Annotated in this window: 12 protein-coding genes; 8 read left to right on the top strand and 4 right to left on the bottom strand. The window is 59.4% G+C overall.

What is annotated here, in order from left to right; genetic code table 11:
* Positions 1-12: 12 nt before the first annotated feature.
* On the bottom strand, positions 13-2,067 hold the full coding sequence (locus ACIPR4_RS19640; RefSeq protein WP_013570415.1) for a glutaminase family protein: 2,055 nt from the start codon (positions 2,065-2,067) through the stop codon (positions 13-15).
* Between the two features lie 103 nt (positions 2,068-2,170).
* On the opposite strand from ACIPR4_RS19640, the gene ACIPR4_RS19635 reads away from it, so the two are divergent.
* Positions 2,171-2,902, top strand: coding sequence for a class I SAM-dependent methyltransferase (locus ACIPR4_RS19635; RefSeq protein ID WP_013570414.1), 732 nt, complete (start codon positions 2,171-2,173; stop codon positions 2,900-2,902).
* A 276-nt stretch (positions 2,903-3,178) separates the two neighbouring features.
* On the opposite strand, the gene ACIPR4_RS19630 is transcribed toward ACIPR4_RS19635, so the two are convergent.
* The 3 genes from ACIPR4_RS19630 to ACIPR4_RS19620 all read right to left on the bottom strand — a co-directional run bounded on the left by ACIPR4_RS19630 (position 3,179) and on the right by ACIPR4_RS19620 (position 5,658).
* On the bottom strand, positions 3,179-4,372 hold the full coding sequence (locus ACIPR4_RS19630) for a zinc-dependent alcohol dehydrogenase (protein ID WP_013570413.1): 1,194 nt from the start codon (positions 4,370-4,372) through the stop codon (positions 3,179-3,181).
* The gene (locus tag ACIPR4_RS19625; RefSeq protein WP_013570412.1) at positions 4,369-5,058 is read right to left on the bottom strand and encodes an SRPBCC family protein; all 690 of its coding nucleotides are present in this window, start codon (positions 5,056-5,058) and stop codon (positions 4,369-4,371) included. The genes ACIPR4_RS19630 and ACIPR4_RS19625 overlap by 4 nt, the downstream gene beginning before the upstream one ends.
* A 141-nt stretch (positions 5,059-5,199) precedes the next feature.
* Positions 5,200-5,658 carry a DUF2251 domain-containing protein gene (locus ACIPR4_RS19620; protein ID WP_013570411.1) on the bottom strand — a complete coding sequence of 153 codons (459 nt, stop codon included), beginning with the start codon at positions 5,656-5,658 and terminating at the stop codon, positions 5,200-5,202.
* Between the two features lie 79 nt (positions 5,659-5,737).
* Here ACIPR4_RS19620 and ACIPR4_RS19615 point away from each other — a divergent pair, with 79 nt between their 5' ends.
* From ACIPR4_RS19615 to ACIPR4_RS19585, 7 genes are all read left to right on the top strand, one after another.
* Positions 5,738-6,196, top strand: a complete 459-nt coding sequence (locus tag ACIPR4_RS19615) for a hypothetical protein (protein ID WP_013570410.1) — start codon at positions 5,738-5,740, stop codon at positions 6,194-6,196.
* A 48-nt stretch (positions 6,197-6,244) separates the two neighbouring features.
* Positions 6,245-6,472, top strand: a complete 228-nt coding sequence (locus ACIPR4_RS19610) for an AbrB/MazE/SpoVT family DNA-binding domain-containing protein (RefSeq protein WP_013570409.1) — start codon at positions 6,245-6,247, stop codon at positions 6,470-6,472.
* Complete coding sequence (locus tag ACIPR4_RS19605) at positions 6,469-6,879, top strand: type II toxin-antitoxin system death-on-curing family toxin (RefSeq protein WP_013570408.1); 411 nt, start codon at positions 6,469-6,471, stop codon at positions 6,877-6,879. Before ACIPR4_RS19610 ends, ACIPR4_RS19605 begins: the two co-directional genes overlap by 4 nt.
* A gap of 4 nt (positions 6,880-6,883) precedes the next feature.
* Positions 6,884-8,200 carry a class I SAM-dependent rRNA methyltransferase gene (locus ACIPR4_RS19600; RefSeq protein WP_013570407.1) on the top strand — a complete coding sequence of 439 codons (1,317 nt, stop codon included), beginning with the start codon at positions 6,884-6,886 and terminating at the stop codon, positions 8,198-8,200.
* 4 nt (positions 8,201-8,204) lie between these two features.
* Positions 8,205-9,860 carry a S10 family peptidase gene (locus tag ACIPR4_RS19595; protein ID WP_013570406.1) on the top strand — a complete coding sequence of 552 codons (1,656 nt, stop codon included), beginning with the start codon at positions 8,205-8,207 and terminating at the stop codon, positions 9,858-9,860.
* Between the two features lie 2 nt (positions 9,861-9,862).
* A complete protein-coding gene (locus ACIPR4_RS19590; protein WP_013570405.1) occupies positions 9,863-11,113 on the top strand; it encodes a hypothetical protein in 1,251 nt (416 codons plus the stop codon).
* Positions 11,114-11,190: 77 nt separating this feature from the next.
* On the top strand, positions 11,191-12,900 hold the full coding sequence (locus ACIPR4_RS19585) for a L,D-transpeptidase family protein (RefSeq protein WP_013570404.1): 1,710 nt from the start codon (positions 11,191-11,193) through the stop codon (positions 12,898-12,900).
* Positions 12,901-12,967 lie beyond the last annotated feature (67 nt).

Raw genomic sequence — 12,967 nt, 5'->3', positions numbered from 1 at the left:
TTTGCGAAATTTCTACTCCGTGCGCGTCCGCCACTTCTTCGCTAGAACGTCATCGCTCAGCGCCTTGATATAAAGGCCACCGACAACGGAGCGAGCCTGGAAGCCCTCCTGCTTGCCCGTTCGTGTGTCGTACCAATCGGTGAGCGGAACGCGCGTCGGCGTCTCGTCCAGCCACTTGCCCAACGGCGTCACCAGCGCGTCAAACTGCGCGCGATCCGTGCTCAGAGTCGCCGTCCAAAGCTGCCAGTCCAGCTTGGTGTAATCCTTCCGGCTGTCCAGAGGAAGGCCGTAGGTTTGCAGCTTCGTCGCATAGTACGTCAGCTCGGTCTGGCGCACGCGCGGCGGGAAGAGGTTGAGCGACAACAGGCGGTCCCATACGAGGTTGTACTTCTGGCTCCAGGTGTTGGCGGAATCAAAGGCGAGCTTGTAGTGGTCTCCCTCCTTCGCCATCGTCTCCCACTTGGTGGCCATGTCCTTCGCGGCGCGGCTGTAATCACGCGCTATGTCGTTGCGGCCCAGGGCACGCGCCATATCGGCGTACGCACCGAGGGCGTCAATGGCTTTGATAGAAAGGTTGGCGTTGTGCGCGAGATGTCCAGCGAAGTCGTCTGTGCTGAGCTGGTTCTCCGGGTCGAGACCCTTGGCGCGGAGATACTCTGCCCACTTGGTCAGGATCGGCCAGTACTCTTTGGCAAAGTGCATATCGCCCTGCGCGCGTCCCATGGCGGCGATCATGATGAGCATGTTGCCGCTCTCTTCCACCGGCATCTGGTCCTCTTCGGTCCGTTCGCCACCGCCGTAGACCTGTCCGTTGGCCAGCGGATACTGGCCGAGATCATGCGGCGCAAAGGGCCACTTCCAGCGCGGCAGAGCAGAGTAGGCCATCACCGGCTTGAGCTGTGCTTCCAGCAGCGTGGGGCTGAAGAAGAGGAAGAAGGGCGAGGCGGGATAGAGTACGTCCACCGTTGAGATGCAGCCGTTGGAGAAGTTCTCCTTAGGAAACTGCAGCGGCGTTCCGTCGACATCGGTGGCGAGACCGTTTGCTGCCAGCGTCTGCCGGAACGCGAGCGCGGTCAGGCGCGCGTACACCGGGCCGCCCGCCTTCTCCATGTCGGACATCAGGTCCGCGTCAAACTTCGCCGACCGCGTTTCGATGGCAGGGTAGTTGCGTTCTGCGGAGGCGAGCATCTGCGGAACGGGCTCTCCGTTATGCCGCCAGTACGCACGCAGCTTGCGGTCGAGATATTCGATGGCGTAGTCCTGCGTGAAGGAGAGCAGGACGTGGCGTTCCGCTGTCTCCGGTCCTACGAGGTCGATGGGGAAGGTGACCGAAAGCAGCGGCGCATTGCCAGCGGTCTGCGGCATTTCCATATCGTCGTCTTTGGAAGAAGGAAAGCCGTCTGTATTTTTTTCCGTGGAGGCAGCCGCAAGGGTGGCTAATTCGTCATCCGGAACGGCAAGATGAAAATAGCCCCAGTCCGCGCGAAGATTGTCGCCCGAGCGGTTGAGCGTCTGCTGGTCTCGCGAACCCACGCTCAGGACACGCAGTCCAGTGGTATGGGCGGAGCTCCACGTCACCTGCTGATCACTGCTGTTCACGGCGATGCGCGCATCGATGCCGAGATAAATCTCCGTCGAGTGATGCTGTCCGTCGGTCGACGCAACCTTCCACGTGAGATACGTCACCGGCTGCGCCAGCAGATCGAGATCTGTCGGGATGGACGGCGTTAGGAACGTCGCCGTCAGGCGAACGCCACCGGCTTCAAAGGTGTAGATGGTGTGGAGCGGAGCAATGGTCAACGACTTCTGTTCCATCGCTGCGGCTTCGCGTGGGTCGCGTCCCATCCAGCGATAGACCTTGCCGTCCACACGCAGCAGGCCGCGCATGGGCTGGTCGCTACCGGTCCAGTGCTTTGTGCCCTGGTCAGTCAGTTTGTCCGTCATCGACCAGACGCTGAAGTATGGATCGAACGCGATGAGAGGCGTTGCGGGTGCGCGTTCGTTCTGGGCTACGACGTGGCCCACAGAGAAAGTGACAGCAACAGCAAGCAAAAGAAATTGTTTCAAAGGAAAGACTCCGTGGGGCTGCAAAGGTAAACCCAAGGAGCAATTTAACCTTTGTGGCCTCGAATGCCAACTACATACGGCATGAAAGATAAACTAAAGTCCGATGATTCCGCCTCGCGCACCCCGTAAACGCCGCACTCCAAGACCGCCACACCCCTTCGATGTCCTCCACGGCACGGACACCGGTTCGCTTATTCCGGGTGACAATCTCGCAACCGGACACCCTCATGACCGGCACATCACGGCGTATCACGGTACAGCGCCTTCCCTCTTTCGCAAGCTGCTCAAGCGCTGGCAGGATGATTATCAGTTGCATCCGCTGGAGAAGACAGCCTTCATGGACATCGGTGCAGGCAAGGGCCGTGCCATGTTGCTCGCGGCGGAGTATCCCTTTCGCAGAATCGTTGGCGTTGAGCTGCATCCCGCGCTTGCTGCCGCGACGTACGAAAACATGGACCACTGGCAGGCGCTCTATCCCGACGCTCCGAAGATGACGCTGGTGGAAGACGACGTCATGCGTCTGCGCATCCCTGCTGGCCCGTGCCTCTTCTTCCTCTTCAATCCCTTCGGATTTGTTTTGCTGGATCGTTTTCTCACACACCTTGAGCGCATCTTCGTCGATCGTCCGGGCGAACTCGACATCCTCTATGTGAACGACGAACAGCGCGCCGTGATCACGGAAGAGCATCCTAAATTTACGCAGCTTTGGAGAGGCCGTGTGCACCTCTCACGCGAAGATGCCAACGCCGACAAGGCCACCATCGCGCACGACGCGGACGGAATGTATGTCACGGTGGGATACGAAGACTGCAGCATCTATCGGCTGACACGTTAATCGTGCCCCATTCTTTCGCGGCATTATCGCGAACCGGGGTCCCCGGCGAACGTCTTTTTGTTCGCTGGGGTGGGATAGGGTGGGGTCGCGCGGAGCGCACAAACCTGATTTGTCAGGAGTTCCGGGTTTGAAAAAGCAGATCCCTTCGCTTCGCTACGGGATGACAAATTGGAGGGTGTTAGGGATTGCTACGGGATGGCAAAGTAAGTGCTAAGGAATGACAAAACCCACACATGCGTTCTTAGCGCATGTGTGGATTTTAGTCTGAACGGTTGGTTATGCCGCCGTCGTATCGACCCAGGGATCGATCACGATCTTAGTGACGTTATCTTTCTTGTCGCGCCAGATCTTGTACATCTCCGGCACCTGCTCGATGCCGACGCGGTGCGAGATCAAGAAGCTCGGATCGATCTGGCCCTGCTCCACGCGTTCAAGCAGCGGCTGCAGATAGCTATGCATGTTGGTCTGGCCCATCTTCATGATGACGCCCTTTCCAAATGCAGCGCCGAAATTTACCTTGTCCAGCGTGCCGCCATAGACACCCGGGATCGAGATTGTTCCACCCTTGCGGACGGACTGAATGGCCTGGCGAAGAACAGTAGGACGGTCCGTCTCCATCATGAGCGCCTGCTTCACCTTGTCGTAGGTAGCGGCGACGTCCGTTCCGTGCGCCTCCATTCCCACGGCGTCGATGCAGCTATCCGGGCCTGCACCGAAAGAGAGATCGCGGAGTGCTTCCACAACACTCTTTCCATCGGAGTAATCAAGGGTCGTCGCACCGCAATAGTCGCGTGCCAGCGCAAGTCGCTCCGGGAAGCGGTCGATGGCGATCACCTTGCCTGCGCCCAGCATATAGGCACTGGCGATGGTGAAGAGGCCCACAGGCCCAGCGCCCCAGACGGCAACAGTATCGCCGGGCTCGATGTTTGCGTTGACGGCTGCCTGATAGCCCGTCGGAAAGATGTCGGACAAGAACAGCACCTTCTCATCTGGTAGATCGTTTTCGATCTTGATCGGGCCGACGTCGGCAAACGGTACGCGCGCATACTGCGCCTGCCCACCGGCATATCCACCGTAGATATGCGAGTAGCCAAAGAGCGCCGAACCGGAGTAACCATACATCTCTTCCGCGACATGCGCGTTGGGGTTGGAGTTATCGCAGCAACTCCACAGATCTTTTTTGCAGAAGAAGCAGTTACCACAGGCGATGGTGAAAGGAATCACCACGCGATCGCCGCGCTTCAGCTTCTTCACTTCACTGCCGACTTCTTCCACAATGCCCATGAACTCGTGGCCGAGGATATCGCCCGACTCCATCGACGGAATGTAACCATCGTAGAGGTGGAGATCGCTTCCGCAGATCGCGGTCCGCGTAATTTTGATGATCGCGTCCTGTGGATTGAGGATCTTCGGATCGTCGACGTTGTGTACTTCTACTTTGCCTGTTCCCATCCAGCAAACTGCCTTCATTTCGCGCCTCCTACGAGATTCTTGCGGGGTAGATCTTCCGGCTGCTCCGCTTCGCTTGTGCCAGGAGGTGTTGGATTGGTTTCGCCAAGGATGAACTCCTTCCACTTACCGATCACGCCGCGCGGACCCGCGGGCTGCGAGGTGACGCGCGGAATCTCTCCGCTTTCGACAAGCTGTTTGAGGTGGCGAACATTTTCGATGGTGATCTGCTCAGGGCTGCGCGAACCGATGGCGGCTACGACGTTGCCAAGGACGCCGCCGGGGACGACAAAGTCGCTTATCAGGGTCACAATCGTTCCACGGCCAAAAGGATGCGGTTCGAAGGTCACCGTGTCCGTCGTATCTTTCATCGGTCCACTGGTCACGCGTGAGGAGATCTTCTTCCCCGGGATGTCTTCTGTTATTTCAGCATCGAACTCGAACTGTTTCTCCGTGCCGGGGGCCTGCATCACCCAATGGCTGGTCGCGTCTCCCGTGCGTGTGACGGAGACGACGCCTTCCATCCAGATGGGCAGCGCCATCTCATTGCGCCACAGGTTGTACAGCGTCATCGCGTCGGCATTCACGGTCTGCACGGCATGTGCGCGGACGTGGCCGTCTTTCTTTTCATCGGGAAGCGGAGTGTAGTCGGCACCGGAGAGAGGAAATCTCACGGTGGAAGAATCGAACGCAGGTGTTGTGCTCATAAGCCATCCCCTTAGAGTGAATGCAGTGAGGCTTCACTCAAGCAGTGAGGCTTCACTCAAGGGGATAGGACGGGACGTTGCCTAAGCCGGTCGCCCCGCCATCTCATGCCAGAAGGCTATGCTTTTCAGCGTGCGTTAAAGCTAGGCATAGCTTTCGGCTTCGAAGGCCTGCATGGCCGTATCGCTCCACGCGTGGCTCGCCTTGCGCCAGTTGCCGTGGCCGTCGTCAAGGAAGTTGGGAAAGTTGGAGCGGGAGTAGCCGCAGCGTTCCGCGAAATCGATCAGCACCTGCGGTACGCCATCCAGACGCAGCACGGCACGCTGTCCGTCGCGGGACCATTCGATGGTGGCAAGGCGTGTTCGCTCAAAGTTCTCTTCCGCACGCTCGTCTGCAGAGCGCAAGGCCTGTACATTGTAGACCAGCATAGCGTCCAGAACGGTGGCATCGAAGCCCTCGCCCGCGCGTTCCAGGCGGCCGTCGCAGGCGTAGCAGTAGGCTGCGTCGCCCTCATCCTCAAAGATCACACGCCAGGGATGCTCGGGCAGTGGAGAGAACGAGGTCAACTTGACCTTCCCGGCTTGAAACTCAATCGAATCCATCTCTTTACGATATCGCAGGAAAGATGACGGACTTTGACGCGCAGACGGGGCGGGAGCGTCTAAGCTGTAAAGGAATCCCATGAAATTGCTCACCGCATTTCTCGCTACGTCACTGACCCTGGTTGCCACGGCACAGAGCAAGAGCGTCTTTGGCGATTACGCCGACGCGCATCCGGCGACGGTCAGTGTCCTTGCCGTCAGTACCTCCACCCATCAGAGCTGGGCCGGGAACCAGGACGTCTACCTCGCCGACATCTCGATGAAAGATGGCGAACACCGTCTCGCCAAGGTCGTTGACCAGTACGAGGGCTACGGCTATCCAATCCGTCCTGCTGTTCTGCGAGAGCGGGAACTGCTGAAGATACAGCTGATCCGTGTGACCGAGTGCGATACTCTGGGCTCCAAAATCTACCTTCCCGCCGACGCCCGCGTCTTCGACGCCTCCACGCGCGATACCCTCCGCACTCATGCTGGAGACATAATTCCCTGCTATCGCACTCTGCATAAGACCATAAAAATCGTCAAAATAAAGAAGTAGCCTTGGGCCGTACATACGCTTGTTATAATCAAGCCTGAGGTGAAAGCCATGGGAATGACCCTGCGTATCATCACGGTCGGCAATTCGGCTGGTGTTGTTCTGCCAAAGGAGCTGATGGCGAAGTTCAATCTGGAGAAGGGTGACGAGCTATACGTTACCGAGACACCAGAAGGCCTTCACTTGTCTCCTCATCAACCTGACTTTGCAGCAAAAATGGACGTGGCACGGCGCGTGATGAGGGAAAACCGCGATGTTCTGCGCAAACTCGCGGAATGAATACCCCGGTCTGGATCGAAAAACAGGATGCGCTCGCATATCACTTGGAGCAACTCGCCCAGAATGGCGGTTCCAGCGGCGTGAGGGATGTCGCTCTTCTTGAGTCAGCCCTGGCAAAACCGCTCAATCTCTATGCGTACGATGATCCAGCGCCGTCCATGCAGCGTCTGGCGGCCTCGTACGCCTTTGGGATTGCGAGAAATCATCCCTTCGTCGACGGCAACAAGCGCACGGCGTTTGTTGTTTCCGTGACCTTTCTTGCTGTCAATGGCTTTGAACTCACGGCATCAAAAGAGGATCGGTATCTGACCTTCCTGAAATTAGCCGAAGGATCCATCTCCGAGGCCGAACTAACGGAGTGGTTCGGCGCAAACACACGTCCCGCAGACGCTGACATGCGACCATAGTTCTATGCGTGAGAAGTCGAAATACCCGTCCCGGCGTGAACATACCAGACCTCTTCAGGCCCGTGAACCGCGTCTGTCTCCTCCGGACGCCGCCGGGCCTGCGGTTATCGTCTCGCGGCGTGCCTCCGACCGGCTTCGCGAAGGGCATCTCTGGGTCTACCGCTCCGACGCCGAAGAACTTCTTCCCGCGCTCGGTGCCGAGGGGCTGGTCAACGGCTCCATCGTTACCCTCCTGGACACGCGCAGAATCCCCCTCGGTTCGGCGATTTACAGTGCTGCTTCGCAGATCGCCCTGCGCAAGGTCTCCGACACGCCTCGGCTCTCGCGCGAAGAGTATCTGACGGATGTGAAGGCGCGTGCGCTCCAGGCCCTCGCCGTTCGCAAACCCATGCTGACGGACGGAACCGATTCCTGCCGCCTCATCTTCTCCGAAGCGGACGACCTTCCCGGCGTCGTCGCGGATAAGTACAACGACCTGGTGATCCTGCAACTCCTTACCCAGGCCACCGCGCAGGACGACATGCGAGAGCTCCTCGCGGAGACCTTCGCCGTGGCGCTGAGTCCGGCGACGATCCTCGAACGCCCCGATGCACGCATCCGCGAACTGGAAGAGCTGCCAGCACCGAATCCGACGCCGCTCTTCACCACGGCCGACACCCCGGACACCGCCAGGTTCGCCACGGTCTTCCACCTCAACGGCCTGCAGTTCCACTTCGACGCCAACTCCGGGCAGAAGACCGGCGCGTTTCTCGACCAGCGCCTCAACTACGCCGCCACCGCGCGCTACGCCCGTGGACGTGCCCTTGATATCTGTACCTATCAGGGCGGCTTTGCCCTGCATATGGCGAAGGTCTGCGACTCTGTTACCGGGGTCGACCAAAGCCGCTCCGCCTTGGAAGTCGCCGAGCGTAACCTCGACCTGAACCGTTCCCAGCTCAAGGCACAGGTCGACTGGGTCGAAGCCGATGCCTTTGAACTTCTCCGTGCCTACGACAGCGATATGGAGAAATTCGACACCATCGTCCTCGATCCCCCCGCCTTTGCAAAATCGAAGCGCGCCGCTGAGGGCGCTATGCGCGGCTACAAAGAAATGAGCCTGCGCGCGCTGCGTATGCTGCGTCCCGGTGGCATCCTGGTCACCTGCTCCTGCTCGCACCATGTCTCACTGGCGGAGTTTACGGCGACGATCGCCTCCGCCGCCGCCGATGCCAAACGCCACGTCCGCCTTCTGGAGACCCGTGCCGCCGCTCTGGACCATCCCGAGGTCCTCACCCTGCCCGAGACCGCTTACTTGAAATGTCTCATTACGACCGTAGACTAGGTCTATGAAGCCATCTCTCCTTGCTCTCGTCTTCATCGCGTCCACCGCCTCTACTGTCTTCGCTGCAGATAAGGCTGCTGCGCCCAAGGTCAATAAACCCGCCACGGCTGCCGACGCCAAGCCCGCCGAAACGGCCAGCGCAATCAAGCCGGCACCGGGCGAAGTACAGGACTCTGAGACCTCAGGCTCCGTGAACGGCATCGCCTATCGTGCCATCGCCGGTACGCTCACCGTCGGCAGCGACGATGGACACGATGCGCAGCTCGACCTCGACGGCAAGTGGCTTCCCGAAGCGGGCGTGAAGCTGGACAAGCCGGAAGACGTTCCCGCTACGGCGCGTATCTTCTACGCCGCCTACTTTAAGAAGGACGCGGACAAGAACACACGTCCCGTCACCTTCCTTTATAACGGCGGCCCCGGCTCGGCCAGCATGTGGCTGCACATGGGTTCGTTCGGCCCCAAGCGTGTCGTCACCACGGACACGCAGCATGACGCCGCCGCGCCCTACAAGATCGTCGACAACGTCTACTCGCTCCTCGATGTGAGCGATGTGGTCTTCATCGATGCGCCCGGCACGGGCTTCTCGCGCATCTTCGGCAAGGACAAAGAAAAGGCCTTCTGGGGCACCGACCCGGACGCGCATGCCTTCGAGCGCTTCATCCGCCGCTTTCTCACGAAACACGACCGTTGGAATTCGCCGAAGTATCTGCTCGGTGAAAGCTACGGAACCACGCGCTCGGCCGTGCTCTCGAACGCCCTGCAGAACGTCGATCTCAATGGTGTCATTCTTCTCTCGCAGATCCTCAGCTTCGACAACTCCGCCGATGGCCCACGCTGGAATCCCGGCGTCGACTATCCCTATGAGCTTGCCCTTCCCACCTACGCAGCAACGGCTTTTTACCATCACAAACTTCCTTCGCAGCCCGCAGTGCTCGAACCCTTCCTGAGAGAGGTCGAGCACTTTGCCCTGAACGAGTACGCGCAGGCGCTGATGCAGGGTTCTGACCTTTCCGATGCGGACCGCAACGCCATTGCGGAGAAGTTGCACGGCTACACCGGCATCTCCACAGCGATGATTCTGAAGACGGATCTGCGCATGTCCGGCGGCTTCTTCTCGAAGAACGAGCAGGACGACACCGGCACCACCACTGGACGTCTGGATACACGCTTTGCTGGCCCCGATCTCAGCCGCACCAGCGAAGAGGCCGAGTACGATCCGCAGTCGAACGCCATCTCGTCCGCTTACACAACGGCGATCAACCAGTACGTCCGTGGCACGCTGAACTTCGGCAAGGACATGACCTACCTGCCCGGTGCATACTCCGCTCCTGGCTTCACATGGGACCTGCGCCACGGCGCTCCCGGGGGACCTCCGGCTAACTTCTCTACCTCCGTCAACGTGATGCCGGACCTCGCGCTTGCCATGAAGGGCAATCCGAAGATGAAGGTCTTCCTCGCAGGCGGATACTACGACCTCGCGACGCCTTACTTCGCGGCGACGTACGAGATGCACCACCTTCCGATTCCTCGCTCGCTTGCGGGCAACATCAGCTATCACTTCTATCCCTCGGGCCACATGGTTTACGTGAACGAGGAAGTACTCCATCGCTTCCATGACGACGTGGCCGCTTTCATTCATTCCACGGAAGCGGCAAAGTAAACATGAGGTTTCCCCACATCCATATCGGATGGCCGCAGCGCATCGCGGCCGTCTTTCTTCTGATCTTCTTCGCACAGTGCCTCTTTGTCATTGGCCGCACACCTCTCTCAGAGACGGATTATCGCTACGCCCTCTGCGGCCGCGAGATGTGGGAGAAGCCTGCGCCCGTTGCCGGATACTTCACCACCTGCGGCAACATGCAGGGAGACGGCACGCTGGCGTATCGCGTGGCGGGTCTGCCGCTCACCACGGCGATCCTTGTGCTTCGCCTGGAAGATGAGATCGCAGAAGGCCTCGATCACCTCAAAGCGCCCGACAAGCGTACCTATGTTCCCAATCCCGTCGGTGGTTCCACACACGACCTTCGCCACCAGATCAAGGGCATCCCTTACCTCCTGCGCGTTCCCTTCACTCTGTTTGGCGTCTGGATCGCTGGCGGCGTCTGGTGGGTCTCACGCCGCCTCTTCGGCAACCTCGGTGGCTTCCTCGCTCTGGGCCTCTTCTGCTTTTCGCCGTCGGTAGTCAGCTCCAGCACCACGCCGAATAATGAGATCCTCGCCCTCTGGGGTCTCTACGGCCTCATCTACACCGCGATTGGGATCGCGCATGCCATGTACGGCCCGCGCCGCAAGTGGAAGCCGCGTATTCTGATCTTCACCTTGGCGCTCGGCCTTACGGCAGCAGCGCATCTGCTGGCAGCGCTCTTCGGCTTTCTCGCCGCCACCATCTTCCTCTTCTACGTTGCGGAACGCCGCCGCTCTGCCGTTTTGCCGCTGCTTGCCTTCACATCCATCGGTGCCCTCTTCATCCTTCTGGCGTCGTACGCCTTCCGTTTGCACGCGTTCCTCTACGCTTTTACGGGAGGAGCGGCACGCTTCGTTCTGAGCAGCACGCCGTTTCTGCTCTACGTCAAAAATCAGCAGAACCTGCCCACCATCGCCGCGCTCACCGTTGCTCTGGTGCTTTACCTCTTTATCAGGCGCTCGCGCTACTTTGGCAACACGACGCCCCTTCTGGTCGCCCTCTGTCTGTTCTCTCTGGCTACGACGCAGATCGCAAGTTCGCCCTGGCTGTGGGCGCTGCCGTTTCTCTTTACCTTTATCTCGGGCGTCTTCGCGGACGCGCTGGAAACCCGCTCGCGCAAGCTCTATCTGGCTCTTTCCGCAGCGATTCTTCTCGCGCAGGCCACGTTTTGCTTTTTGGCCCTGCGCGGCATGACGGACCCGGTGATCACGTTGAGTCTGCCGTCCTGATCCAGAATGCATTTGTTAAAAGCCATCTGTGGTAAATCTGCATCTCACAACTATCCCCGCACCTGAAACGGAACCTAGTGACTTCAAAGCTTCGCCGCTCGCTCATCGCTCTCAGCTTTTTCGCGCTTCTGCTCTCGGTTGAAGGCTGCAAACATCGCAAGCGTCATCAGACTGCTGGCGAGGCCGCTCCCGACTTTGCGCCGCAGCTTCATCAGCTTGCGGACAGCAAGACGCTGCCGCAACTGCGCTGGCCGGATTTCTCCGACTACAAGTCGACCGTCCAAACCTTCTACAATAACGGAGACTGGGACATCGTCTGGAGCGACAACGGAAAGCCGACCAAGCAGGCCTACGCGCTTGTGCGCAACTTCCAACACGCCTCCGAGCGCGGCCTGATTCCGGACGATTACGACGCCTGGCGCTGGGATGCGCGGATGGCCACACTGAAGAAGAAAGACCCTGTCCAGACCGCACAGTTCGACGTGATGATGACGGTCGTTGCCATGCGCTTCATCTCTGACCTGCACATCGGCCGTGTCAATCCGCAACACTTCTCCTTCGGCGTTAACGTGGACGCAAAGAAGTACGACCTCGCGCAGTTCGTACAGGAGCGCCTGATCGACTCCACCGATGTGGACGATGCGCTCAACGACGCAGAGCCGCAGTCGCCCGAGTATCGCGCCACCAAGGCTGCCATCGTGCACTACGTCGGCCTGCTGCCGCAGGACCATACCTCGCCCGTTCCCATGGTGACGGGCAAATCCATCGAACCCGGTAAGCCCTGGGCTGGTTCGCAGGCACTCTCCGGTCGGCTCGCGCTCTTCGGCGATCTGGACAACGTGCCCGATACCGTCAGCGCTTCGACCTACGATCCGCAGCTCACCGATGCGCTCAAGAAATTCCAGCATCGGCACGGCATCGAAGAAGACGGAAAGATCGGCAAGGATACCGTCAACGCGCTTAACACGCCGCTCGGCGTGCGCATCAATCAGCTGACAGATACACTCGAACGCTGGCGTTGGCTGTCGGATGAGTACCAGAATGCGGCCATCATGGTGAACCTGCCGGAGTACACGCTGCGCGCGTTTTCCGACGGACACCATGAGGAGTTCTCCATGCGCGTCGTCGTGGGACAAAGCGTCAAGGAGCACCGCACGCCGGTCATCACGGACCACATGAAGTACCTCGTCTTCCGTCCTTTCTGGAATGTGCCGCCCTCGATCATGAAGGCGGAGATCGCGCCCCACATGCGCGCCAGCAGTGGCTACCTGGCATCGCACAACTTTGAGACAGTCGACAACAAAGGCAATCCAGTCTCCGCGAGTGCGGAGCAGGTGGCACGCGCGGGTGTGATCGTCCGCGAAAAGCCCGGTCCTAAGAACTCCCTCGGCCTGGTAAAGTTTCTCTTCCCCAATACCTTCAATGTTTATCTCCACTCCACGCCTGCGACGGAGCTATTCTCCCGCTCCAAACGCGACTTCTCGCATGGTTGCGTGCGTTTGCAGGAGCCGGAAAAGCTGGCGGCGTGGGTGCTCCGCGATAACTCGAAGTGGAACGACGACAGCATTCACGAAGCAATGGAAAACGGGCAGGACAATAAGACCGTCCTGCTCTCGCATCCAATCCCTATTGTGATCTTCTACGCCACGGCCTATCCCGGGGAAGATGGAGACATGCACTTCTTCACCGACATCTACGGATACGACAAGGAGCTGGAAGACGCCCTGCACCATGGACCTCCGTACCCCAAGGCTCCCATCGCGGAGAAGGTCGAAGCCGACATCTAGCTTTACTGGTGCCCTATTCTTTCGCGGCTTTTTGCGAAAGGGTGGGGGTCGCGCAGAGCGCAAAAAT

Source organism: Terriglobus saanensis SP1PR4, assembly GCF_000179915.2.
In the GTDB taxonomy this organism is placed as follows: Bacteria; Acidobacteriota; Terriglobia; order Terriglobales; family Acidobacteriaceae; genus Terriglobus; species Terriglobus saanensis.
This window is presented reverse-complemented; position numbering and strand designations above follow the sequence as displayed.

Excerpts from the sequence above, each read along its gene's own strand:
- ACIPR4_RS19625 (WP_013570412.1), bottom strand. The coding sequence starts at position 5,058 with ATGAGCACAACACCTGCGTTCGATTCTTCCACCGTGAGATTTCCTCTC.
- ACIPR4_RS19595 (WP_013570406.1), top strand. The coding sequence starts at position 8,205 with ATGAAGCCATCTCTCCTTGCTCTCGTCTTCATCGCGTCCACCGCCTCT.
- ACIPR4_RS19610 (WP_013570409.1), top strand. The coding sequence starts at position 6,245 with ATGGGAATGACCCTGCGTATCATCACGGTCGGCAATTCGGCTGGTGTT.
- ACIPR4_RS19615 (WP_013570410.1), top strand. The coding sequence starts at position 5,738 with ATGAAATTGCTCACCGCATTTCTCGCTACGTCACTGACCCTGGTTGCC.
- ACIPR4_RS19620 (WP_013570411.1), bottom strand. The coding sequence starts at position 5,658 with ATGGATTCGATTGAGTTTCAAGCCGGGAAGGTCAAGTTGACCTCGTTC.
- ACIPR4_RS19630 (WP_013570413.1), bottom strand. The coding sequence starts at position 4,372 with ATGAAGGCAGTTTGCTGGATGGGAACAGGCAAAGTAGAAGTACACAAC.
- ACIPR4_RS19590 (WP_013570405.1), top strand. The coding sequence starts at position 9,863 with ATGAGGTTTCCCCACATCCATATCGGATGGCCGCAGCGCATCGCGGCC.
- ACIPR4_RS19605 (WP_013570408.1), top strand. The coding sequence starts at position 6,469 with ATGAATACCCCGGTCTGGATCGAAAAACAGGATGCGCTCGCATATCAC.
- ACIPR4_RS19635 (WP_013570414.1), top strand. The coding sequence starts at position 2,171 with ATGATTCCGCCTCGCGCACCCCGTAAACGCCGCACTCCAAGACCGCCA.
- ACIPR4_RS19600 (WP_013570407.1), top strand. The coding sequence starts at position 6,884 with ATGCGTGAGAAGTCGAAATACCCGTCCCGGCGTGAACATACCAGACCT.